The 24889-nt window shown below is 34.3% G+C and carries 20 protein-coding genes; 12 read left to right on the forward strand and 8 right to left on the reverse strand.

Annotated features, from left to right (window positions below; all coding sequences use genetic code 11):
- The first annotated feature begins 135 nt into the window (after positions 1-135).
- The 6 genes from ABD077_RS04555 to ABD077_RS04580 all read left to right on the forward strand — a co-directional run bounded on the left by ABD077_RS04555 (position 136) and on the right by ABD077_RS04580 (position 8053).
- Entirely contained in the window at positions 136-1431 is a 1296-nt protein-coding gene (locus ABD077_RS04555) for a PSP1 domain-containing protein (protein ID WP_343910918.1), read from the forward strand.
- Positions 1418-1912 (forward strand): gliding motility lipoprotein GldH, encoded by a 495-nt coding sequence (locus ABD077_RS04560; protein WP_343910920.1) that lies wholly within the window; start codon positions 1418-1420, stop codon positions 1910-1912. The genes ABD077_RS04555 and ABD077_RS04560 overlap by 14 nt, the downstream gene beginning before the upstream one ends.
- A gap of 2 nt (positions 1913-1914) precedes the next feature.
- Positions 1915-4245: a penicillin-binding protein 1A gene (locus ABD077_RS04565; RefSeq protein WP_343910922.1), complete on the forward strand. Its 2331-nt coding sequence runs from the start codon at positions 1915-1917 to the stop codon at positions 4243-4245.
- Between the two features lie 21 nt (positions 4246-4266).
- Positions 4267-6591 carry a transglycosylase domain-containing protein gene (locus ABD077_RS04570; protein ID WP_425545857.1) on the forward strand — a complete coding sequence of 775 codons (2325 nt, stop codon included), beginning with the start codon at positions 4267-4269 and terminating at the stop codon, positions 6589-6591.
- Between the two features lie 101 nt (positions 6592-6692).
- The gene (locus ABD077_RS04575; RefSeq protein ID WP_343910926.1) at positions 6693-7391 is read left to right on the forward strand and encodes a CoA transferase subunit A; all 699 of its coding nucleotides are present in this window, start codon (positions 6693-6695) and stop codon (positions 7389-7391) included.
- A gap of 5 nt (positions 7392-7396) precedes the next feature.
- Positions 7397-8053 (forward strand): CoA transferase subunit B, encoded by a 657-nt coding sequence (locus tag ABD077_RS04580; protein WP_343910928.1) that lies wholly within the window; start codon positions 7397-7399, stop codon positions 8051-8053.
- Positions 8054-8620: 567 nt separating this feature from the next.
- Here the strand turns inward: ABD077_RS04580 and ABD077_RS04585 are convergent.
- The 5 genes from ABD077_RS04585 to ABD077_RS04605 form a co-directional block, all read right to left on the reverse strand.
- Positions 8621-9337 (reverse strand): phosphodiester glycosidase family protein, encoded by a 717-nt coding sequence (locus ABD077_RS04585; RefSeq protein ID WP_343910929.1) that lies wholly within the window; start codon positions 9335-9337, stop codon positions 8621-8623.
- A gap of 56 nt (positions 9338-9393) precedes the next feature.
- Positions 9394-9909 (reverse strand): GNAT family N-acetyltransferase, encoded by a 516-nt coding sequence (locus ABD077_RS04590; protein WP_343910930.1) that lies wholly within the window; start codon positions 9907-9909, stop codon positions 9394-9396.
- Positions 9910-10013: 104 nt separating this feature from the next.
- Positions 10014-13640, reverse strand: a complete 3627-nt coding sequence (locus ABD077_RS04595) for a S8 family serine peptidase (protein WP_343910931.1) — start codon at positions 13638-13640, stop codon at positions 10014-10016.
- A 206-nt stretch (positions 13641-13846) separates the two neighbouring features.
- Positions 13847-14812, reverse strand: coding sequence for a YheT family hydrolase (locus ABD077_RS04600; RefSeq protein ID WP_343910932.1), 966 nt, complete (start codon positions 14810-14812; stop codon positions 13847-13849).
- On the reverse strand, positions 14812-15813 hold the full coding sequence (locus ABD077_RS04605; protein ID WP_343910934.1) for a bestrophin family protein: 1002 nt from the start codon (positions 15811-15813) through the stop codon (positions 14812-14814). The genes ABD077_RS04600 and ABD077_RS04605 overlap by 1 nt, the downstream gene beginning before the upstream one ends.
- Before the next feature lie 154 nt (positions 15814-15967).
- Here ABD077_RS04605 and ABD077_RS04610 point away from each other — a divergent pair, with 154 nt between their 5' ends.
- A complete protein-coding gene (locus tag ABD077_RS04610; protein WP_343910935.1) occupies positions 15968-16444 on the forward strand; it encodes an acyl-CoA thioesterase in 477 nt (158 codons plus the stop codon).
- On the opposite strand, the gene ABD077_RS04615 is transcribed toward ABD077_RS04610, so the two are convergent.
- Entirely contained in the window at positions 16436-17329 is an 894-nt protein-coding gene (locus tag ABD077_RS04615) for a DMT family transporter (protein ID WP_343910937.1), read from the reverse strand. The genes ABD077_RS04610 and ABD077_RS04615 overlap by 9 nt on opposite strands.
- The gene (locus ABD077_RS04620; protein ID WP_343910938.1) at positions 17322-17675 is read right to left on the reverse strand and encodes an arsenate reductase family protein; all 354 of its coding nucleotides are present in this window, start codon (positions 17673-17675) and stop codon (positions 17322-17324) included. The genes ABD077_RS04615 and ABD077_RS04620 overlap by 8 nt, the downstream gene beginning before the upstream one ends.
- A 112-nt stretch (positions 17676-17787) precedes the next feature.
- On the opposite strand from ABD077_RS04620, the gene ABD077_RS04625 reads away from it, so the two are divergent.
- Positions 17788-18243 carry a DinB family protein gene (locus ABD077_RS04625; protein ID WP_299894111.1) on the forward strand — a complete coding sequence of 152 codons (456 nt, stop codon included), beginning with the start codon at positions 17788-17790 and terminating at the stop codon, positions 18241-18243.
- Here the strand turns inward: ABD077_RS04625 and ABD077_RS04630 are convergent.
- The gene (locus ABD077_RS04630; protein ID WP_343910940.1) at positions 18238-19017 is read right to left on the reverse strand and encodes a DUF3298 and DUF4163 domain-containing protein; all 780 of its coding nucleotides are present in this window, start codon (positions 19015-19017) and stop codon (positions 18238-18240) included. The genes ABD077_RS04625 and ABD077_RS04630 overlap by 6 nt on opposite strands.
- A 162-nt stretch (positions 19018-19179) precedes the next feature.
- Here ABD077_RS04630 and ABD077_RS04635 point away from each other — a divergent pair, with 162 nt between their 5' ends.
- The 4 genes from ABD077_RS04635 (at position 19180) to recO (ending at position 24888) form a co-directional block, all read left to right on the forward strand.
- Complete coding sequence (locus tag ABD077_RS04635; protein ID WP_299610810.1) at positions 19180-20319, forward strand: cystathionine gamma-synthase; 1140 nt, start codon at positions 19180-19182, stop codon at positions 20317-20319.
- 103 nt (positions 20320-20422) lie between these two features.
- Entirely contained in the window at positions 20423-21766 is a 1344-nt protein-coding gene (gene gdhA / locus ABD077_RS04640) for an NADP-specific glutamate dehydrogenase (protein WP_343910942.1), read from the forward strand.
- Positions 21767-21889: 123 nt separating this feature from the next.
- Entirely contained in the window at positions 21890-24169 is a 2280-nt protein-coding gene (gene porZ / locus ABD077_RS04645; RefSeq protein WP_343910944.1) for a type IX secretion system anionic LPS delivery protein PorZ, read from the forward strand.
- On the forward strand, positions 24169-24888 hold the full coding sequence (gene recO / locus ABD077_RS04650) for a DNA repair protein RecO (RefSeq protein WP_343910946.1): 720 nt from the start codon (positions 24169-24171) through the stop codon (positions 24886-24888). The genes porZ and recO overlap by 1 nt, the downstream gene beginning before the upstream one ends.
- Position 24889: the final 1 nt, after the last annotated feature.

The following is a 24889-nucleotide window of genomic DNA, read 5'->3' on the forward strand; positions in this document are numbered from 1 at the left end:
GTATAAGATATTACAGCTTATATATTTTTATAGTATCTTTATCGATTAAGTGAATGTTGGATGATGAACATCCGACCTGAGTAGGAATCATATTTGTTGCATATTTTGCGAGCAAATTATAATATATAGAGGTATATGGGGTGTAGTAGTTGTTCCTCCGGGAAAGACGGACAGCCAAAAGGATGTAAGAATAATGGTACTTGTGGCACAGATGGTTGTAATAAGTTAACTGTTTTTGATTGGTTAGCTAATATGTCACTTCCAAGTGGTGTAGCTCCTTTTCATTGTGTAGAAGTTCGTTTTAAAAACGGAAGAAAGAGCTTCTTTAAAAATACAGAAAATTTATCGTTGAGTATAGGAGATATTGTTGCTACAGAAGCTTCTCCTGGTCATGACGTGGGTATCGTATCACTTACAGGCGAATTGGTGCGTATCCAAATGAAAAAGAAAAAGGTAGATATCGATAGTGATGATGTAAGAAAGATTTACAGGAAAGCATCGCAAAAAGATATTGATATCTGGCAAAAAGCTAGGGATCGTGAGAAACAGATTCAGGTTAGGTCTAGAGAAATTGCTATTCGTTTAAACTTGCAAATGAAAATCTCTGATATAGAATTTCAGGGAGATGAATCCAAATGTACTTTTTATTATACTGCCGAGGAACGAGTGGATTTTAGGCAACTTATTAAGGAGTTTGCACAAGAATTCAGTACTAGAATAGAAATGAGACAAATAGGCTTTCGTCAGGAAGCAGCTCGTTTAGGAGGTATTGGATCTTGTGGTCGCGAATTGTGCTGTTCTACATGGCTTACAGACTTTAGGTCTGTGAATACTAGTGCTGCTAGATATCAGCAGTTATCTCTTAATCCTCAAAAGTTAGCAGGACAATGTGGGAAATTAAAGTGTTGTTTGAATTATGAATTGGATGCTTATATAGATGCACTAAAAGAGTTTCCAAAGACCGAAGTAAAATTGCAAACCGAAAAGGGTACAGCTGTTTGCCAGAAAATTGATATTTTCAAAGGATACTTATGGTATGCTTATGAAGGAGAATGGATGAATTGGCATAAAATATCTGCGGATCATGCAAACGAAATTATAGAGGCTAACAAGAAAAATGAAAAAGTACTTGGTCTAGAGGAATTTGCTTCTGAACTATTAGAAGATACTAAAGTAGATTTTGAAAACGTTGTAGGACAAGATAGTTTAACAAGATTTGATCAACCTAAAAGAAGTAAAAGAAGAAGAAATAAGAATAGGAATAGAAATAAGAAAAAGGTTACTGCAGATACTGCTGCTAAAAAGCAAAACCCGCAAAAAACTAAAGAGAATCCTTCCAATACCAATACTAAAAATTCTAATAGGAAAAAGAATAATCAACGTAATAAAAAACGAAAACCACAGCAACGAAAAAATAATGATAAATCTTAGACTTATTATACTACTTTTTTTAGGTGTTGGCTTGTATTCATGCGATGATGCAAGGGTTTTTGATGAATATAAAACAGTTTCCAGTTCTTGGGAAAAACAAGAAAAAGTTACTTTTAATTTACCAGAATTAGACTCTATAGAAAACTATAACTTATTCATTAATATAAGAAATAATAATGATTATAAATTCAGTAACCTTTTCTTGATTAGTGAAATGGAATTTCCAAACGGTAAGATTGTTACAGATACATTAGAATATGAAATGGCAAAACCAAATGGAGAATGGTTAGGAGTAGGTTTTTCTGATGTAAAAGAGAATAAGCTGTGGTATAAGGAGAACGTTAGTTTTACAGAAAATGGGGTGTATAAAGTTACGCTTCAGCATGCTATGAGAAAAAACGGAGAGGCATTTGGTATTAATGAACTCGAAGGAATTACAGATATTGGTTTTAGAATAGAATTTGCACAAAATCCTAAATAATAATGGCAAAAGCAACACCTAAATCGACTAGGAAAAAGTCGGCATCAAAAGAAATCAGTGTTTTAAAATATATTAAGTGGTTTTGGATCACTTTTGCTTCGGGAATTGGCCTGGTAATTCTGATATTTCTTTTTGCAAGTTGGGGATATTTTGGTGAGATGCCTGGTTTTGATGAGTTAGAGAACCCACAGAATGATTTAGCGACTCAGATTATTTCTTCAGACGGAAAACAAATAGGAACTTTTTTCAAGGAAAACAGAACTCCAGTGAGTTTTGAAGATTTATCTCCTAAGTTAGTAGAAGCTTTAGTTGCCACAGAAGATGTGCGTTATTATGATCATTCTGGGATTGATGCTAGAGGTACGTTAAGAGCTGTTACATTTTTGGGAAGTAAAGGTGGAGCTAGTACGATTACACAGCAATTAGCTAAGCTTCTTTTTACAGGCACAAGATCTCGTGGTTGGCAACGATATACCCAAAAAATTAAAGAATGGGTGATTGCAGCACGACTGGAAAGACAGTACACTAAGGACGAGATTATGGCAATGTATCTTAATAAATATGATTTCCTTAATCAGGCCATTGGAATTAGTTCTGCTTGTCGAATTTATTTTAATAAGACTCCTAAAGAGTTAAAACAGGAAGAAGCTGCGGTATTGGTAGGGATGTTAAAAAATTCTTCTTTGTTCAATCCGCTCAGACGTCCAGAATTAGTTAAAAATAGAAGAGATGTCGTACTGTCACAAATGGCAAAATATGAATACATCACAGAAAAGGAAAAAGACAGCTTGCAGCAGTTGCCTTTAACGTTAGATTATTCACCAGAAGGACATTCGGATGGAATAGCAACTTACTTTAGAGAATATGTAAGAAGTTGGATGGGAAATTGGGTAAAGAAGAATCCAAAAGGAGAAGATGAAGAGGGAAATACTCAGTTTTATAATATTTATAGAGACGGTCTAAGAATTAATGTAACTATCGACTCTCGAATGCAAAAATATGCTGAAGAGGCGGTGCAGGAGCATATGGCAAATCTTCAGAAAGAATTTGATAAGCAGGAAGAGAAAAATAAAACGGCACCGTTTAGAGACCTTACAAAACAAGAAGTGGATGGTATTATCAAAAGAGCCATTAGAAGTTCTGCGAGAAGAAAAAAGATGTTGTCTCAAAATAAAAGCGAAGAGGAGATTGTAAAATCTTTCGACGTTAAAACGGAGATGAAGGTATTTTCTTGGAAAGGGTATATAGACACCATTATGACTCCTAGGGATTCTATTTTGTATTATAAGAGTTTTTTAAGATCTGGAATGATGTCTATGGAACCGCAAACGGGACAAGTTAAGGCTTGGGTTGGGGGAGTAGATATTAAGCATTTTCAATATGATCATGTGTATCAAGGAGCACGTCAGGTAGGTTCTACATTTAAGCCTTTTGTGTATGCTACTGCAATTGATCAATTAAAATTATCTCCTTGCGACACACTCCCAATGTCACAGATTACAATACCAGCGGGATCTCATGGAGTTATGGAGGATTGGACTCCAAAGAATAGTGATGCTGATTATACGGGATATCTAAGTTTAAAGGAAGCATTGGCAAAATCGGTAAATACGATATCTGCACGTTTAATGGATCGTATTGGGCCTGAACCCATTGTGAGATTAGCAAAAAAATCTGGCGTTGAATCAGAAATTATTGAAGTGGCGTCCATTGCATTAGGATCTGTAGATCTTAAACTATCAGAGATGGTAGGCGCCTACAGTACTTTTGCTAATGAAGGTATTTATAATAAACCAGTAATGATCACTAGTATTGAAGATAAGAATGGTACAACATTATACCAATTCGAGCCAGAAACACGTGATGTTATTAGTAAGGAGGCAGCTTATGTTACGTTAAATTTATTAGAAGGAGTTACACAATCAGGATCCGGAGCTCGTCTTAGATCGGGACCTTCTAATAGATACGATTATAAAAACGTAATAACAGGTTATCCTTATCAATTTACAAATCCTATCGCTGGTAAGACGGGAACTACTCAGAATCAAAGTGATGGATGGTTTATGGGAATTGTGCCAAATTTATGTACAGGTGTATGGGTTGGTGGTGATGATCGTGCTACACATTTTAATTCTACTAGATATGGTCAGGGAGCGACTATGGCTTTACCAATCTGGGCATTGTATATGAGAAAATGTTATGCAGATAAATCGCTAAAGGTATCTAAATCAGCTTTTAGTAAACCTGAAAACTTAACCATTGAGGTCGATTGTAAAGAGTTTAAGAAAAGGATTAAGGTTGAAGATCCAGTAGAAGACGAATTCGGTCTTTAAAATAAATTTCTGTTATCCATGATGGAGAACAAGGATACAAGCATAAAAGAACAAAAAGGATTTGTGAATCTGGATCAGAGGCTATATATCAAGTGTTTTTGGATCAGCTTTGTTTCTTTGGTCGGCATTGGGATTATGTTATTTCTTTTGGCTAGTTGGGGTGTTCTTGGAAAAATGCCAACTTTTGAAGATCTGGAAAATCCTAGAACGGATTTAGCAGCACAAATAATTTCTTCAGATGGTGTGCAGTTGGGAACAATTTTTCAACCAAACGAAAACAGAACTCCTATTGTATATGATGATTTACCACAACATTTGGTAGATGCTCTAATTGCTACTGAAGACGCACGTTTTTATGAGCATTCTGGAGTAGATGCTAGAGGTACATTACGAGCATTTACATCATTAGGAAAAAAAGGTGGGGCTAGTACCATTACGCAACAGCTAGCAAGATTACTTTTTATAGGTCTTAGATCAAAAAATATTGATAAGTATACTCAAAAAATTAGGGAGTGGGTTATTGCTGCACGTCTAGAAAGGCAGTATACGAAGAATGAGATCATAGCAATGTATCTGAACAAATATGATTTTGCGAGACAGGCAATAGGTATAGGATCAGCATCCAGAATTTATTTTAATAAGAAGCCCAAGGATCTAAAAATAGAAGAAGCCGCAGTGCTTATAGGAATGTTGAAAAGCGCTACGTATTATAATCCTATTACAAAACCTGAACGTGCTCTGAACAGGAGAAATACGGTTCTGGGGCAAATGGCAAAATATGGATATCTAAAATTTAAGGATAAGGATAGTCTTAAGAAGTTGCCTATTCAATTACAGTATACTCCCGAAGGATATTCCGAAGGAAATGCTACCTATTTTAGAAATGTCGTAAAGAAAAAAGTCCAAGCTTGGATTAAGAAAAATCCAAAAGGTGAAGATAATAATGGTAATACAGAGTTTCATAATATTTTTAAAGATGGACTAAAGATTTATGTTACGTTAGATTCTCGTATGCAAAAGTATGCAGAAGAATCCGTTAAAGAACACATGACGAATCTCCAAGAGGAGTTTAATAAACAAGAAAAAGCTAATAGAACTTCACCTTTTAGAGGTATTTCTTCTGGGCAAATACAAGATATCGTAAATAGAGCGATTAAAAGTTCTTCGAGAAGAGCAATAATGAAATCGCAAGGTGTGAGTGAAGAAGAGATTATTGCTTCGTTTGATAAGCCAACCAAAATGAGGGTATTTTCTTGGAAAGGAACTATCGATACGATCATGACGCCTAGGGATTCTATCCTATACTATAAACGGTTTTTACATACAGGATTGATGTCAATGGATCCTCACACCGGAGAAGTTAAAGCTTGGGTAGGTGGAATTAATAACAGATATTTTAAATATGATCATGTAAATCAGGGAGCCAGACAAGTAGGTTCTACATTTAAGCCTTTGGTATACGCTACCGCTATAGATCAGTTGAATTATGCTCCTTGTTATAGGATACCTAGGGCAAAAATTACTATACCAGTGGGCAGACATGGTGTTTCTGGAGAGGATTGGACTCCAACAAATCCTGATAATAATTATACGGGCTCTGTTACATTAAAAGAAGGTTTGGCAGGATCGATTAATACAGTTTCAGCTAGATTAATTGATAGAATCGGACCTGCACCTGTGATTAATCTTGCAAAAAAGTTGGGTATTACCACTCCTTTGGATACAGTTGCTTCTATTGTTCTAGGGACTGAGGCTATAAAACTTTCGGAAATGGTTGGAGCTTATAGCGTTTTTGCAAATGAGGGAATTTATAGTGAACCTTATATTATCTCTCATATAAGGGATAAAAATGGAGCTTTATTATATGAGAATGTTCCGAACAAAAAAGATGTTATAAATAAAGAATCTGCTTATCTAACACTCAATTTGATGCAGGGAGTAACAGAAACAGGTTCAGGAAAACGATTACGGACTGAAGCTTCTAATTCATACGTTTATAAGAAGTTGGTAACAGGATATCCTTATAAATTTGAGAATCCTATAGCAGGTAAAACAGGAACTACCCAGAATCAAAGTGATGGATGGTTTATGGGAATCGTGCCAAATTTATGTACGGGAGTCTGGGTTGGTGGTGATAATCGTTCTACCCATTTCGAATCAATTACCTATGGGAATGGGGCTACAATGGCATTGCCAATTTGGGCACTTTATATGAGAAAATGTTATGAAGATCCGGTCTTAAATATATCCAAATCAGAATTTAAAAAACCACAAAATCTTTCTGCGGAATTAGATTGCGATATTTATAAAAAAGAGGTTAAGTACGAAGACGAGCTGCGCTTTTAAAACGTATTTCTCTATCTCTTAAATATTTCCAAAACTATAAGTTTTCAAACGTTTTAGTACTGTTTTTTTTGGTACATTTAATCCGCTAAAAATAGAATAATATGATTCGTAAAATAGTTAACGGAGTTCAGGAAGCTACCGAAGGAGTCAAAGATGATATGACTTTTATGCTAGGTGGTTTTGGGCTTTGTGGAATACCAGAAAACGCGATAGCAGAATTAGTCCGAAAAAACATCAAAGGGTTAACTTGTATCTCTAATAACGCAGGTGTAGATGATTTTGGATTAGGTTTGCTACTACAGCAAAAGCAAATAAAGAAAATGGTTTCTTCTTATGTAGGAGAAAATGATGAATTCGAAAGACAGATGTTAAGCGGAGAATTGGATGTAGAGTTGATCCCTCAGGGAACATTAGCAGAAAGATGTAGAGCTGCGCAAGGTGGATTTCCGGCATTTTATACACCTGCAGGATATGGAACTGAAGTAGCAGAAGGGAAGGAGACAAGAGAGTTTAATGGCAAAATGTACATACTCGAAGAAGCTTTTAAAGCTGATTTTGCCTTTGTTAAAGCCTGGAAAGGTGATGAGGCCGGTAATCTGATTTTTAAAGGAACGGCAAGAAACTTTAATCCTTGCATGTGTGGAGCGGCAAAAATTACAGTGGCTGAGGTGGAAGAACTAGTCCCTGCAGGAACACTAGATCCTGATCATATTCATATCCCAGGTATTTTTGTACAAAGGATTTTCGAAGGAAAGAACTATGAAAAAAGAATAGAACAAAGAACAGTACGAAAAAGATAAATCATATGTTAGATAAAAACGGAATAGCTAAACGTATAGCAAAGGAACTGGAAGACGGTTATTTTGTGAATTTAGGAATTGGAATTCCAACGTTAGTAGCCAATTATATACCAGATGGGATTGCAGTGGAGTTTCAAAGTGAGAATGGAGTATTAGGTATGGGGCCTTTTCCTTACGAAGGAGAAGAAGACGCAGACATCATTAATGCAGGAAAGCAGACAATTACAACAATGCCAGGAGCTTCTTTTTTCGATTCTGCTACAAGTTTTAATATGATTCGTGGTCAACATGTAGATCTAACTATTTTGGGAGCAATGGAAGTGGCAGAGAACGGAGATATTGCAAACTGGAAAATTCCTGGTAAGATGGTGAAAGGAATGGGGGGTGCAATGGATTTGGTGGCTAGTGCAGAAAATATCATCGTAGCCATGATGCATACAAATAGGGCAGGTGCTTCTAAATTACTTTCTAAATGTTCTTTGCCTTTAACAGGAGTGAAATGTGTGAAAAAAGTAGTTACTAATTTAGCGGTATTAAGTATAACTGAAGATGGTTTTAAATTGTTAGAAAGAGCTCCAGGAGTAAGTGTAGAAGAAATTCAAAAAGCTACCGAAGGAAAGCTAATAATTGAAGAAAATGTGCCGGAAATGATTTTAGATTGATCAAATCGAATTCTATGTAGAAATGAACACTTTTCTAAGTTTAGAAAACGAATAATCAATGGGGTTGTATTTTTTTGTAAAGATAGACTTACAAAAAAACAATATTTGTAAGATAATACTTACTTAATAAATACATTTTTATCTTACCTAAACCTTTGCTTTAACTTGTAAATAGGCTCTAAATGTTATTAAATGTTAAAATTTTGTGTTTTTTGTCGATTTTAATTGTATTTAAACGTAATTTTCAAATTAATTTTGGATATTAGCAATCCCTTGAAAGTAGTACAGTTAAATGTTCTCTTTTAAAAATTAATTAAATTTTTAACCCTCACACATTGCCCTATTATGAAAAAGCGTTTAAATCGTATTCAGAAATCAGTTAAACCTACAATCGAATTGATTTCTAACTGTATGTATTTAGCAAAAAAAGTATTTTTGTTTTAACGAAAAGTTTACCTTTTTGTTATGTGATTTTTTGTTGTTAATAAATCGCAACCTCCCCAAGTCGCGATGAATATAAAAAACCTGTTAGTCTATAGAGCTTAACAGGTTTTTTATATTTTAAAGTTATTTGATTTCTGCGATAATAACACCAAAGTTACCTTCTATTTGTTCCCAGCTTTTAGAGGGTAAGTAGGTTTTTGATACAAAACCATCCAAATATAGTGCATTCTTACAACCTTTCTCCTTAAAGTAGGAAGCGAAGTCATAAAAATTTATTCTTTCTTTGGACATTGCAAATAATAAATTACCGTTTGGTAATATTCCAACTCCGTTCCTAATATGAACATTCGGTGATCCTTGGTTAAATTTCTCATGAACTTTTCCTTCTATCAGTAACATAGGACCTGATTGGGTGGCATAGATTATATTTTTTTCAAAAGTGAAGTTTTTGGTAGTTACAATATGTGGGGTATTTTGGGTAATATAGAAAATCCCATTCGGTTGTAGATAAAAGTTGCCATATGCATTTTGAATAGTATCTAGTGGCGATTTTATAATACTATTTTCTATATACAATCCTTGTGGAGATAAGTCTTTCTTATACATTCCTCCATTCATAGCAAAAATGAGCTCCTTGCCATCATCATTTAGGGCTTTCTTAAGCTTCTGAAAACTTTCATAATTTTTATTGTTTCTATTTTTCCAAAAGAAATGTAATTGTTGATTCTTTAGATCAACTTCATAGCTTATGAATTTTGTATCATTATTCGTTTTCTGCGAATAGCTGAAACCTATGTAGATAAAATATATTAAGACAAGAAGTGAATATTTATTTTTCATAGTTATGAAATATGGAACCAGAGTGTATAATTGTATTTTATAGGTATGATATGATGCTACGAATTAGTTTTGTATTCATATAACATTAATTTTTCATCGTCATTAGGAATTGTAATGATCTTTATGAAATCGAAGTCTAGTTTTTCCAATAACTTCTGAGAGGATTTATTTTCTGGAATTGTAATAGCGCTAATTTTTTTGATTTTAAATTGTGTAATAGCAACTTGTTTTAGTTTAGAAGCACTTTCGTAAGCGTACCCCATTTTTTCATATGCCGGTAGAAAGGCAAAACCTATGTCAAATCCATCAATTCCTTCTCGGTCATAGAGACCGCAACACCCAAGTTTTATGTTGTCGGATTTTCGTATTACCGTATAATTCGAAAACCCAAGTTTTTCTAATTGGGGGAGCATTTTTTGTTCTATATAAGCTTTTGAATCTTCAATAGATTTTACATTGCGATCACCAATGTTTTGTAACCACTTTGGTGTATTTAGAAGTTCTAAATAAAACGAAGCGTCTCCGATACTTGAGGGTATTAATAATAATCTATCGGTCTCAAAGTGTTTCATATATGATACAAACTTGTAATGTTAGGAATGGTAATATACAAAAAGCCCAGAAACGAAAGTTTCTGGGCTTTTTTATAAAAATTAAGGTTATCTATCTATAATTTTTATTCTACGATAAAACGAGCTTTTTGAGTATCTACTTGTAGCATGTATACACCTGCTTCAAGATTTTGAACATTTATAGTGTTGGAAAAAGTTCCTTTTAGAACTGTTTGTCCAAGCATATTATAAATGATATAGTTTTGAGAACCTGATTTACCGTTATTAACATTAAGAGTTGGTCCTGTTACAGGGTTTGGATATAGAGATAATCCTAATGGTGGTCCAACAAGAGCATCAGATGTTGTTGCAAATGATGTTGTAGTTCCACAAGGCCCTAAATTCGTCCATCCTGTAGCAGTTCTTTCGTATAAGTTACCTTGATATGTAACTTTATCACCTACTTGATAAGTTTGACTAGAACTCCATGCAGGAACACCAGCACATTGGTCTACTGGTCCGCTAGAATCACTTAAAGATACATTGTCAATAGCGATATCTGCTTGCCAGGTACTACCAGTAATTCTGTTAAATCGTAACTGAACTCCTCCACCTACATAAGATGCAAGATCAATAGTAGCTGTTTGCCAAGAATTTCCTTGGTTTCCTGTTTCGCTCCAGATACTAGTCCATGTAGCTCCTTCATCTGTACTTGCTTCAACAGCAATACTACCCATATCTGAAGCTCCATACATATGATAAGCGAATGAGAAATTAGCTTGGCTAAGTCCACTTAAATCAAAACATGGAGAAGTGATGATAGCTTGTTTGCTAGGATAACCTGTTCCATTTCCTGAAGCTTCTACATAAATATAGTAAGATCCTTGAGTAGCAGATGATGGTCCTGTACTGCTAGATGGAGTACCATTAGCATCAACAGTCCAATTAAGGTCATCTGCTGTAGATTGTGTCCAATCTCCTATGGTGTTTTCGAATCCTTCACTATATGGGAAAGAAGAAATTCCTGAAGTACATCCACTTCCGGAACCTCCACCAGTTGTCGTAACATTTACTGTATTACTTGCTCCCGATACATTTCCAGCAGCATCTTTTGCACGTACGCTAAAAGAGTAAGAAGTATTAGCGGTAAGTCCTGTTACATTTGCAGTAGTATTTGCGGTAGAACCGATAACACTACTTCCTTGATAAACATCGTATTCAGTAACACCTACATTATCAGTGGATGCATTCCAGCTTAATGTTAGAGTAGTTTCTTCTACATTAGATGCAGATAAACTAGTTGGTGCAGTTGGAGCCTGAGTATCAGCAGTTGAACCACCAATAGTAACAGTGTAATCTTCTACTTCACCATATTGAAAAGATTCACAAGAAGTAGGCACTCCATTATATTTCATAGATACACGCATTCTCGTATTTCCGTCTGTAGCCCCACTTGGCACAGTAAAACTTCCACTTACAGGAGTTGTTTGTGTAGCACTTTGTGTCCATACCTGTTCTCCAGAGTCCGTAAAGTCACCATCTTGGTTGTAATCTATCCAAACGCTATATCCTTCACTATATATTGTTCCTGTCCAAGTAGGAGTTACCGTAATTGTGTAAGAATCACCTTTTGCTAATCCAGTAGCAGCAGAAGTAAAATCTGAATATCCACCACTTCCAGCACCAGATGCGTTATCTATAGTTCCTAATTGAACTCTACTAATATATTCGTCTGCAACACTATTTCCGTTAGAATCACAATATGTTAATTGGAATTCTGTTGTGGTAAAGCTTGCTGTGCTGCTATAGGAAGATGTAGTTCCATCAGAACACTTACTTCTTACTTGCACTTCATATGAAGTTAATTGAGTTAATCCACTAAGAGCAGTAGAAGTACCACTTACATCACTTAATGTAGTCCAAGAAGAAGTTCCTGCTACTCTATATCTAACATCGTAAGTAGCCGCTGGTACTGATGTCCAGTTTATAGTCGCACTATCATAAGAAATATTCGATGCTCCAACTCCAGTAGGAACCGTAGCGTTACAAACTACTGGAGTTCCTGTTAATCCAGTTACAATTAGAGAGAAGTTTTGACTTCCTCCTGTTAATGATCCCTTATGAGTTACTGTAATTGTATATGTTCCAGAAGCACTACCTACATCAATTCTTTCGAATGGATCTACAGTATTGTCACCTGTTCCGTTAGTTGTAATGCTTGTTAATCTATATGGTTGGAATGTAGTAGATCCTTGAGTTACTCTAATATCAAGATCATTTACTAATACAGCATTGTTAGAGTTGGTAGCTGTAACTGCAGTACCTGGTCTATCTGTCCAAGAAATAGATGCCATTAACGGATTAGTTCCGTCAGAATCAACAGTAATTGTGTACGTCTGTCCACTGTTTAAAGTTAACTCTTCAATCTTTGTTTCGTTTCCTGCATTTGTAATAGTCTCAGCAGCTCTTTTAGCATTTAATAATCCCCATCCGTAAACAGCGTCAGGACCAGAAGGTCCAGCATCATCTGCAGTATGTAGAGCTAAACCTTTTAAAGTAGCAGCTCTCATTAGATTACCATTTGTATTGTCATAATGTTGTTGTAATAATAACAATGATCCAGCAACATTTGGTGATGCCATAGAAGTACCCGTAATACTGGCGTATGCTGTATTACTGCTTTCGTATGTAGAATAAACTCCAGTACCATTTCCAGTAATGTCTGGTTTGATACGGTAATCATCAGTTGGTCCTTCACTACTTGAAGAGTTAATAGAAACACTATTTAAACTACCATCAGAAGCGATATTAGCATCTTGAGCATTTGCAACAACTAAATTATTTTTAGAAGTAGAATGTCCAGTAAGTTTATCATAAGAAGAATTCCCATCTAGCGGTTGACCGTTGTAACCATTTTGGTTACCATCGTTACCTGCGGCTACAACCATTAGATAGAAAGGAGCGTTAAACATTACTTCATCCCAATCTCTAGAAGTATCTATATAAGCACCAAAATATTGATCAGGTACAAGATCTCCTCTAAATCCGTAAGAGTGGTTAGAAATAATCATTCCATTCGCTGCAGCGCTGGTAGCTTCTGCAACATCGTTGTTCCACATATATCCATTTACTCTTGCCTGAGGCGCCATTCCTTTTGCCGCAGCTTGAACACCAGAAGCCATAATGGTTCCTGTTACGTGCGCAGCATGGAAGTTTAATTGAGTTCCACCTTCAGATGCAGCATCTTGGATAGTAACACGATTGTTACCTCCAGGCCCATCATATTCTTGGTGAGATGCTCTAGCATGACCACCGTCCCAAACGTGAGCCGTCATGTTCTGTCCATCTAAGTTTAATCCTAAAGAACCTCCAGAATTAAGATGATTTGTTCTTGTTGATTCTGCGGCATCCACATTATAGGTTACGTAATAAATAGGCTTACCATCAACAACTTTTTGTAATTCTGCAAAACTTCCGTTTTTAAGAGTGGTTTGAACAGGCCATCCATTTTGTTTTGCAGCCTGAATAGCTTCTTTCTTTTGAATAGCAGCTTTTTCAGCATTTTGTACTTGTAACTTGTTAAGTTCCGACAAGTTACTGCTCTTCATAATTTTTGACTTTTGTGCTGGTGTTTGAGCAAATGCTCCAGCGGAAAGAAGAAACATTGTGGAAAACGCGAAAGTTCGAAGTTTTCCAAACCTTTTTGGCATAGTGCCAAAAACCCCAATAAGGTTTTTGTAACTTTTTTTCATTTTTATTGAGTTTGAGTTAGCTTTAATTAAATTTCTCTGATGATTTATCTGAGAAACAGCCAAAACTCTTAAATTATTCCTAATTGGCAAAAGATTTTCGATAAAGGGTTTAATAATGACTACACAAAACCTTAACAAAGAGTTAACGTTTGTTTCATTTATTCGATAAGTAGGTAAAGGATTACAAAAAGTAATAACTTAACTGTTTAATCTAATGTTTTTTGCACAAATTCTATAGCTCTATACTCGTTGTAAAAAATTCCTGAAGGCATATAAAAACCTACATGACCTCCAAAATCTGGGGTTTCTAAATAGAGGTCTGAATTTCTTTGAGCTTCATTGTGTGGATAACAAGTAGTTCCTAGAAAAGTGTCATTTTTAGCATTGATGATTAGTGTAGGGATGGTAATGTCTTTTAGAAATTGATTGCTACTACACTTGGTATAATAATCAATAGCATCGACATAGCCATGAGCAACACTTGTGTATAAATTGTCAATATCGATAAGGGAGCTACAAGCTTTGATATCGGATATGCTAATTTCATTTGGAAATACCTGTTGTCTTTCTAACAACTTCTTTTTTAAACTCTGAATAAAACGTTGCTGATAGATAAAGTTTCTAGGTTTATTAATTTCATTTAATGAGTTGTAAAGATCACAAGGTACGGATACAGCTACAGCTGATTTTACTTGTTTAGGTGTTTTTCTTTCGCCTAAATATTTTAATGTGATATTACCACCAAGACTAAACCCACATATAGAGATAGAATGATAGTCTTTTTCTGTAATATGAGATATAATAGAAGCAAGATCATCACTTACTCCAGCATTATAGGATCGGTATAATCTATTTACTTCACCGCTACAATTTCTAAGATTTATGGCAGCTACATTCCATCGGTTTTTAACAAAGTGTTTGGCAAGACCTAGGATATATTGCCTCTGTGCGTTTCCTTCTAGTCCATGAACCAAAACAGCTACTTTTCCTTTAGATCTGGGATCATTAGAATAGCTCCAATCGATATCGATAAAATCTCCGTCTTTTAGTTCTACTCTTTCTCGATTTTGTTCTATACCTTTTACTGTTCTAACCAGATTTGGATAGATGGTGGAAAAATGACCATTTCGGAAAAAATATGGTGGTTTGTAGTTTGAGGTGACTAAAGGCATTAGTATAAAATATTATCCTTTGGTTGTACTTTTTCGGGCAGATTTATTTCATCCAACATATCTCGTAAATCGATTTCTATAGTTCTACATAATGCAGTCATAGGAACATCGTTCACTCTTCCTTCAAAAGGGTCTTCACTGTTACTACCTACTTTTTCCATTGTAGTAAATATCCAAGAAATTAGTACCGATAAAGGAATCATTAAAAAGATAAACCAAGGCTGTAAATGTTGCGACATATCACCAAGCTCACTTTCAAAAACATTTAATAATCCAAATGGTAATAGTAATACAAAGATCCAAGTAAAAACAGTACTGAAATATGCATATTGTCTAGGAAAAGGGGTGTTTTTTATACGTTCACATTTACCTTGTAAGTTATATAATTCTTCCAATACACCATGTAGCAGCTGGTTATCAAATGGGCTTATTTTTTCGGAACTTAATAATTCTTTTAGATGTAGTCCCTGATTCTTTACAAGATGAGTAGCTGCATTTTTTCTTTTTAGAAGGTCATTGTATTCTTCTTCAGAAACAAAACTTTTAGTAGCATCACAGGCAGGATTTCGCTCTCCATGTTTTTGAAGTAAACGCTCTACCGAGGCATTTTCTTTCATCGAAAAAGAAGAGGGTTGTCTTAGTTGTATTCGTAAAGCGTTGATCCAAGCGATATGACGATATATTAATATTCTCTTGGTTTCTGGAGAATCATCTACTAAGCTCAAAACCTGATTTGCCCAAGTTCTACTATAATTTACAATACCTCCCCAAATTTTACGTCCTTCCCAGAATCGATCATAACTCTGACTGTTTTTAAAACCTATATAAAAAGCCACTGCAATCCCAATGACAGATAAAGGTTGAAAAGGGATGTCTATAAATTGTAAGTCGAAAAAATAATAGAGAGAAAAAATTCCTGCGGTATAGAGAATAAAGAAGAGTATATTTTTCCAAGCAAATCTTAAAATAAGTCCCCAGCCAATATTACGTTTGATATACATGTGTGATTTTTTGTTCTAAAGTAATAAGACCTCGTTGGTTTTCAAAATAGAAATATTTAAAAATCTAGTTCAATGTTGGGAGATAATATTAACTAAAGTTTATTATGCAAGCATATTATCTGTTTTGTATTTTTGACCCAATAAAATCTTAAGTATGTATTTAAAAGAGTTCGAAATTCGATGGAATGATATTGATGCTAATCGTCATTTAGCAAATAAGGCGTATATAGAATATGCTGCGCATACCAGAATGACATTTTTATCTCAGCTAGGTTTTGATCAAAGACTCTTAGGTAAGCTTAATATAGGTCCTGTTGTTTTTTACGAACACATCTATTATTTCAAAGAAGTTTTTTATGGAAGACCCGTTAGAGTTTCTTTGGAACTTGTAGGTATGAGTGAAGATGGAAAGTTTTTTGAATTCTTGCATAACTTTTATGATTACAAAGGAAGAAATTTTGCAAGATGTGAAATGATGGGGGCTTGGTTAGATTTGAAAACACGTAAATTAATTCCACTTCCTGAAGAAATGCGCGAATTTATGGATAAAGTAGAGCGTCCGGATAGCTTCAAAATACTTACGAAAGAGGACACACGAAAGTTTGCCAAAATCCCAACTGATTTAAGTTAGTTTTTTGGGTTTTTTAGTAACTAGATAAACTCCTACGAAAACTAGTATTGCCGCTATTATTTGAATCAGTTTTAAAGAATCTGCTCCCATTGCCATGGCAAAACTTATGGCTAATAATGGTTGTAGATATATGAAAGCGCCAATTGTAGACGCTTTTAAAGTTTTTAAAGCAAATACATTTAGCAGGTAAGTAAAAAAAGTGGTTCCTATTACTACAAATACCATTTTCCAAATAACATCATGGGGTAGTGATGTCCATTGAACTTCATTAAATTCTGAAATCGTAACAGGGAAATTAATAATAACACCTAATAAGAAAAACCATTTCATTAAGGTGATAGCATGATATTTAGCCGTTAATGGTTTTACCATTACAAGATAAATCGCGTAAGAAGCAGCATTTACTATAAATAGGGCGTTTCCTAATGGAATATTAGGGGCGTCTTGTCGTACTTCGGCTCCAAATAGTATAAGTCCTAATGCACCCGAGAAGCCTAATAAAATTCCAATAGATCGTAACCATGTTATTTTTTCATTCAGAAAAATGGCAGATAAGATAAATACCAAAATTGGCGCTATGGTAATCATTACCGAACTATTAATAGGAGTTGATAGTTGTAGACCTTTGAAAAACATCAACATATTAATAGCCATCCCAAAAATTGCACATCCAAAAATTCTTAACCAATCGGATCGATCAATTTTTTGTTTTGGCACCCATATAGAGGCAAGCCAAAAAAGTAAAGTAGCTCCTATAACTCTAAGAAAGATAAACCCAAAAGGTTTAATGTAGGTAGGCATAACACCTTTAGCCAATGTATGGTTGATGGCGTAAATCAAACTTGCCCCAAAAGCAGCTAATAGTGCTATGGTTCTTTTATCCATTAATCTGCTTATTTGCCGCTTCAACCACTTTTTTACTGTTTCCAATAAAAATTTGGTTGTCATATATAATCACCGGACGTTTTAAGAAGGTGTAATGTTCTAGAATTAAGTCTTTGTAATCGTTCTCTGAAAGAGTCTTATTTTTTAAATCTCTTTCTTTATAAAGTCTTGCTCTTTTGCTAAACAGAGATTCATACGTTCCAGAAAGTGATTTCATTTCTTCTAGTTGAGATTGGGTAATAGCTTCACTTTTAATGTCTTGTAAAACAAAGTCTGAAGTAGGGTTTAATTCTTTTAAAATTCGTTTACAAGTGTCACAAGTGGATAGATGGTATATTTTTTTCACGAGAAAAATAGTTAAAATGTCAAAATCCATACAAAGGAAATTCATTTCACGATGAAAACTTATATTTTTGGCTAAAAATTAAGAACATCATCATTACATTTAAAAAGAAGCAATGAAAGATCAATTAGAAATTACCAGAACTAATAGAAGATTAATGTCCAAAATTATGGATAATTATTCATTAGAAGATCTTAACAAAGTTCCTGAAGGATTCAAGAATAATTTGATATGGAATATAGCTCATGTAGTGGTAACACAGCAGTTATTAGTATACAAACTTAGTGGTCTACCAATGATGATTGATGATGAATTGGTGTTAAAGTATAGAAAAGGAACTAAAACAGAGGGTTTTGTAGATCAGGCAGAAGTTGAAAAAGTAAAAGAGTTAATGTTTAGTACATTGGATCAAACTGAAAAGGATATTGAAGCTTCTATTTTTAAAGAATATCAGGAATATCCAACTAGTACAGGTTTTGTTTTAAAATCTACAGAAGATGCTATGAGTTTTAATAATTTTCATGAAGGAATACATCTTGGGTATATTTTAGCACTAAAAAAGTCATTATAATACGTTTTTATTTAAATAGGCTAACGCTTTCTCTTTACTTAATTTTATTTCAATAGGACCTTCTGCATAAGAGCTAACTTCATATTGATTATATAGAAGTATAATATGTTCTTCTGTAAATCCTATAGTAGATGGTAAATGGAAAGTGTTATTCTCAAAAAAATATCCAGTGCTATTGATAGATTCGTTTTTAGGGATATTATGAGTTTCTCTAAATACCTTTTCTGCAATATCTTTAAAACCTTTATCATCTTTGATAAATTCTTCGTTGTTTATGATGTCACCAGTTTTAAGATCGATATTTAGGTAATTAGAATTACCACTACCATGTGCACCTCCAGTAAAAATATAAGATTCGATAAGAACGGATAGCATATTTTCATTTTGAAAACTAATATCACAATTAATACTAGCCTCGTAAGGAATAATTTCATCAGGAAATTCTTTTTTCATTTCGAGATATGAACTATTAAAGCTTTTTAATGCGTTCTCAATATTGTCAACTTTGTTGTCGTCTTCAATATTTAAAGCATCACAAGCGGCTTTTTCAATTCGCTTGTTTATCTTTTCCGACAGATCGTTTTCACTTATAGATTCTAAAAGTAAAACTTCAGTAATTACGCAGTCTGTGTTTTCACAATCAAAGTAGGTTTCTATACTTATTGTTTTTTTCTGAAAACGTAGTGGTTCATGTTTTTCACAACTATAGAAATAAGATAGAATTACTAATAAGAAAATGAATTTTATTGGAGTGTTAGTTTTTCTGTTAATCATCTACTAAAGGTATTCATTGAAATATGATTAGAACGAATTAAATCATACATTTGTTCAGTTTTTTAACATATTACTATTCAAGTTGATTTTTTCGACTCTAAAAAGTAAAATTTGATTAAAGAAACGTCAAAAAATTAAGAAATATTATAAAAATCGAAACTAGTGAAATTTAATACAAAAACAATACACGGAGGTCAGGAGCATGATCCGGCATACGGAGCAGTAATGCCACCAATATACCAAACCTCTACTTATGCCCAGACTACTCCAGGAGGACATAAAGGTTTTGAATATAGTAGAACACATAATCCTACAAGAAAGGCGTTGGAGAATGCATTTGCAAGTATAGAAAATGGAAAGCATGGTTTAGCATTTGGATCTGGATTAGCAGCGATTGATGCCGTAATTAAATTACTAAAGCCAGGTGATGAAGTGATCTCTACAAATGATTTGTATGGAGGTACTTATAGGTTATTTACAAAGATATTCGAAGATTTCGGAATCAAATTTCATTTTATTGGAATGGAAAATGCCGATGCTATAGAGAATTATGTAAATGAAAACACTAAGTTAATTTGGGTAGAGACACCAACAAACCCAATGATGAATATTATAGATATCAAAGCTATTGCTGCGATTTCTAAAAAGAATGATTTGCTTTTGGCGGTGGATAATACGTTTGCAACCCCTTATTTACAAAGACCTTTGGATCTTGGAGCTGATATTGTAATGCACAGTGCAACTAAATATATTGGAGGGCATAGTGATTTGGTAATGGGTGCTTTGATTGTAAAAGATGACGAAATTGCGGAACGTTTGTATTTTATTCAAAATGCAAGTGGAGCTGTTTGTGGACCTCAGGATAGTTTTTTAGCTTTAAGAGGTATAAAAACATTACACGTTCGTATGCAACGTCATTGTGAAAATGGTGAGGCAATTGCACATTATTTAAAGAAACATCCTAAAATAGAAAAAGTGTACTGGCCAGGATTTGAGGATCATCCAAACCATGAGGTTGCTAAAGCGCAAATGGATGGTTTTGGAGGAATGATATCATTCGTAACTAAGGACAGTAATTATGATGAAGCGATAAAAATCGTGGAGAACCTTAAGATTTTCACACTAGCAGAATCTCTTGGTGGTGTTGAGAGTCTAGCAGGTCACCCAGCAAGTATGACACATGCCTCTATTCCGAAAGAGGAACGCGAAAAAACTGGTGTTGTAGATTCTTTGATTAGATTGAGTGTGGGAATAGAGGATGTAGATGATTTGATTGCGGATTTGGAACAGGCTATAGGTTAACTTGTTACTAAATTCAAAAAAATATAGGTATTATTTTGATAATATGATATATTTGACAAGTTAAATTAACCATTAAATAAGAATCTTTTAATCCTATTAACATATGCAAGCAAAAATAGATGCATTTATGGAAGAAGTAAGAGCTCGTAACTCGCACGAGCCTGAGTTCTTACAAGCGGTTCAAGAAGTTGCAGAAACTGTAATACCGTATATCGCTACACAAGAAATATATAATGGAAAAAACATTCTTTTAAGAATGGTGGAACCTGAGAGAGCGATTATGTTTCGTGTACCATGGGTAGATGATAAAGGAGAGATACACGTAAATAGAGGATATCGAATTCAAATGAACTCTGCAATAGGTCCTTATAAAGGAGGATTGCGTTTTCACCCTTCAGTAAATCTCAGTATACTTAAGTTCCTTGCTTTTGAACAAGTATTTAAAAATAGCTTAACTACACTTCCTATGGGAGGTGGAAAAGGAGGTTCGGATTTTGATCCTAAAGGGAAGTCCGATGATGAAATTATGCGTTTTTGTCATAGTTTCATGAGTGAGCTTTGTAGACATATTGGGCCTGATACCGATGTTCCTGCTGGAGACATTGGAGTAGGAGGTCGCGAAATAGGATTCTTGTTCGGTATGTATCGTAAAATACGTAATGAATTTACTGGAGTACTTACGGGTAAAGGAATTACTTGGGGAGGATCCTTAATAAGACCTGAAGCAACAGGGTATGGAGCTGTGTATTTTGCACAAAATATGTTAGCTACCAAGAATGATTCTTTTGAAGGAAAGGTAGTTACCGTTTCTGGATCTGGAAATGTAGCACAGTATGCTACAGAAAAGGCTACTCAGTTAGGAGCAAAGGTTGTTACTTTGTCAGATTCTTCGGGTTATATTTATGACAAGGATGGTATCGACGAAGAGAAATTGGCTTTTGTTATGGAGCTGAAAAATGTAAAAAGAGGAAGAGTCAGCGAGTATGTAGAGAAGTATCCTTCTGCAGAATTTCATAAAGGAGAAAGACCATGGAGTGTGAAATGTGATGTTGCACTTCCTTGTGCTACACAAAATGAACTTGATGGAGATGAAGCAGAGCAATTAATTGCAAATGGTTGTATCTGTATCAGTGAAGGAGCAAACATGCCTAGCACACCTGAAGCTATTTCTGCTTTTCATAAGGCAAAAATATTCTTTGCACCAGGGAAAGCTTCAAATGCTGGAGGAGTAGCAACATCTGGATTAGAAATGACTCAGAATTCCTTGAGATATAATTGGACGCGCGAAGAAGTAGACGAAAAATTGAAACAAATAATGGAAGATATTCACTCTTCATGTTTAGAATATGGAACTCAGGAAGACGGATATGTAGATTATGTAAAAGGTGCTAATATCGCAGGTTTCGTAAAAGTTGCAGATGCTATGTTGGCACAAGGAGTAGTGTAAAATAATAATAATTCATACTATAGAAGCCGTTCTTATAAGATTAGAACGGCTTTTTCATTATCTAAAAGCAATAATTAGTATTTTAGCGTGTTATCAAAGCAGAGTAAATAGCACTCAGAAATTATGCAGTATCTCAGACTATCAATATTTCTAATTTTCCCATTATTTCTTTTTTCTCAAGATTTCAGTAATCAATGGACTGGACATTATTCTTATTTTGAAATTAATGATATATATGCTGCCGAAGATCGTGTTTATGCAGCTTCAGAAAATTCGGTTTTTATTTTTGATGCTGAAACCAGAACTTCAGAGACATTTTCTACGATTAATGGATTGTCTGGAGAAACTATATCTTCCATTTATCATAGTTCCACTTATGATATTACTGTAGTAGGGTATGATAATGGTTTATTAGAATTAATATTAGATGATGAAGTTAGAACTTTTATTGATATAGTGGATCAACCAACAATTCCACCTACAGAAAAAAGAATTAATCATTTTTTCGAAAATGATGATAAACTTTATATTTCTACAGAATTTGGTATTGTAGAATTTAACTTGGAAAGAATAGAGTTTGGAGATACCTTCTTTATTGGTCCAGGAGGTTCCCAGATTAACGTTACAGGTACAATTGTTGCAGAAAATTCTATATATGCTACTACATTAAATAACGGAATATTTTCAGCGGATGTGACTAATCCTAATTTGGTAGATTTTAACCAGTGGGCTAATCCTATTCCTGGAAGTTTTAGAGATATAGTAATTTTCAATAATCAGATTCTGGTGCATCAAAACTTGGATCTAGTCCAGAGCTTAGAAAATAACGTACTTACTACTGTATTTACCGCTCCTTCTTCAATTAGAGATATGTATGCGGATTCTGGAAATTTAACAATTTCGTTAGTAGATAGGGCGTTGGTTCTAGATACAAACTTTTCTGAAACCGCATCCATAACGAGTACTACAGAGGATAGTTTTGAACTGAATACTTCTTTAACTATCAATAATGAGGTGTATCTCGGTACAAATACTAGAGGGTTATTAGAACTTGAATTAAGTAATCCAAATACAAAAACATTAGTTTCTCCAGAAGGGCCTTTGAGTAATTTTACTTTTGGGATCGAAGCGTTGAATAATAATTTATGGGTGGTGTTTGGTCAGTATGATGTGAATTTTAACCCATTTCCATTGCAAAGAAGAGGGATAAGCAAACTTACAGTAGATGGTTGGTTTAATATTTCTAGAGATGAAGTGTTGGGTGCAACATCTTTGTCTCATATAACCATAAATCCAAATAATGAAGATCAGGTTTTTATAAGTAGTTTGAGTAGTGGATTGATAGAAGTCAATAATAATGAAGTTACTAATTTATTTAATGATGTAAACAGTGGATTCGAATCATTTGTTCCAGATGATTCTAATTTTGTATTTCTAAATGGTTCTGTTTTTGATAATGAAGGTAATTTGTGGGTTAATAATTCTAGGGTAGATGATGGTCTCAAAAGATTTTCTCCTGGTGCTACACAAACCTTCAATGTTGATTTAAGTGGTTTAGTCTCTAACCCTTTAGGAAATCTAGGGTTTTCTGATACCGTAATCGATAGAGACGGAAACCTGTTTATTGGCGGTTGGAATTCTGGAGTTATTGGCTATAATCCCAATACAGAAAATCAAATTCAATTATCAGGAGAAGCTGAAGGTTCAAATATTCCTAGTGATTATGTATTAGCATTAGAAATAGATAGAAATAATCAATTATGGATTGGCACTTTTAGAGGGATAAGAGTTTTGTTTAATCCTTCGGGAGTTTTTCAACAAAGTAATCCACAGGCAAGTCAAATAATCATTTTGGATGATGAAGGTGTACCTCAGGAGTTGTTGTTCGATGAGACTATTACGGATATAGAGGCAGATGGTTCCAATAATAAATGGGTAGCTACCGCATCTTCTGGAGTATTTTATTTTTCTCCAGATGGGCAAGAAACATTAGCTCATTTTACAACGGATAATTCTCCTTTACCAACCAATAATGTTCGAGATATTTCTGTTGATGATTCTACTGGATCTGTCTTTTTTGCAACAGAAAAGGGCTTATTAGAGTTTAAAGGTACTGCTACGGGGCCAGAAAGTAATCTAGACAATGTTGTGGCTTTTCCAAATCCCGTGAGACCTGGATTTAATGGTCGAGTAACCATAAGAGGATTAACTAGTAGGGCTAATGTAAAAATTACTGATATAGAAGGTAATTTAGTATATGAAGAAGTAAGTGAAGGAGGTAGCATACAATGGGACACTACGGCTTTTGGTAGACATAAAGTGGCTTCTGGTGTGTATCTAATTTTGGTTACGGGAGAAGATCAAGGAGAAACTACTGTTTCTAAGCTATTGGTAGTCAGATAATGGTTGTAAAAACATCTGCAATAGTTCTTCATTCTTTGCGATATAGTGAAAGTGATTTAATTGTTTCTTTATTGACGAGGACTAATGGCTTAAAATCCTATCTATTAAAAGGAATTCTAAAATCTAAGCGAGGTAAAATTAGATCATCTTTGTTTCAACCTTTGACTTTATTAGAAATTGAAGCTAATCATAAAGATAAGGGGAATTTAGAAAGAATCCGAGAAGCAAGAATTCTAACTCCTTATTCTTCGCTGCATACAGATTTAATTAAAAACTCTTTAGTCTTTTTTCTCTCAGAGATACTTAAGAATACTATTCAGGAAGAAGAAGTTAATGATAAACTTTTTAATTACTTAGAGACTACTTTTCTATGGTTAGATGCTAACGATAATATTAGTAATTTTCATATTTCGTTTTTAATAAAGCTTACACAATATTTGGGCTTTTATCCAGATATATCGAATATTCATTTGGATGTTTTTAATATGCAAGAAGGGTGTTTTCAGAACGATACATCGAACATTTATTGTATGGATGGAAATGTGATTTCCTTATTTAAAGAATTTTTAGGCACGACATTTGAAGCAAGTATGGGTATTAAAATGTCTAGAATAGCAAGAAATGAGATTCTTGGGATGTTATTAGTATATTTTGAGCTACATTTGCACGGCTTTAAAAAACCAAAATCACTTTCGGTTTTGAACGAAATTTTTAGTTAAA

Origin of the sequence: Aquimarina litoralis (assembly GCF_039523995.1) — a bacterium.
Classification (GTDB): domain Bacteria; phylum Bacteroidota; class Bacteroidia; order Flavobacteriales; family Flavobacteriaceae; genus Aquimarina; species Aquimarina litoralis.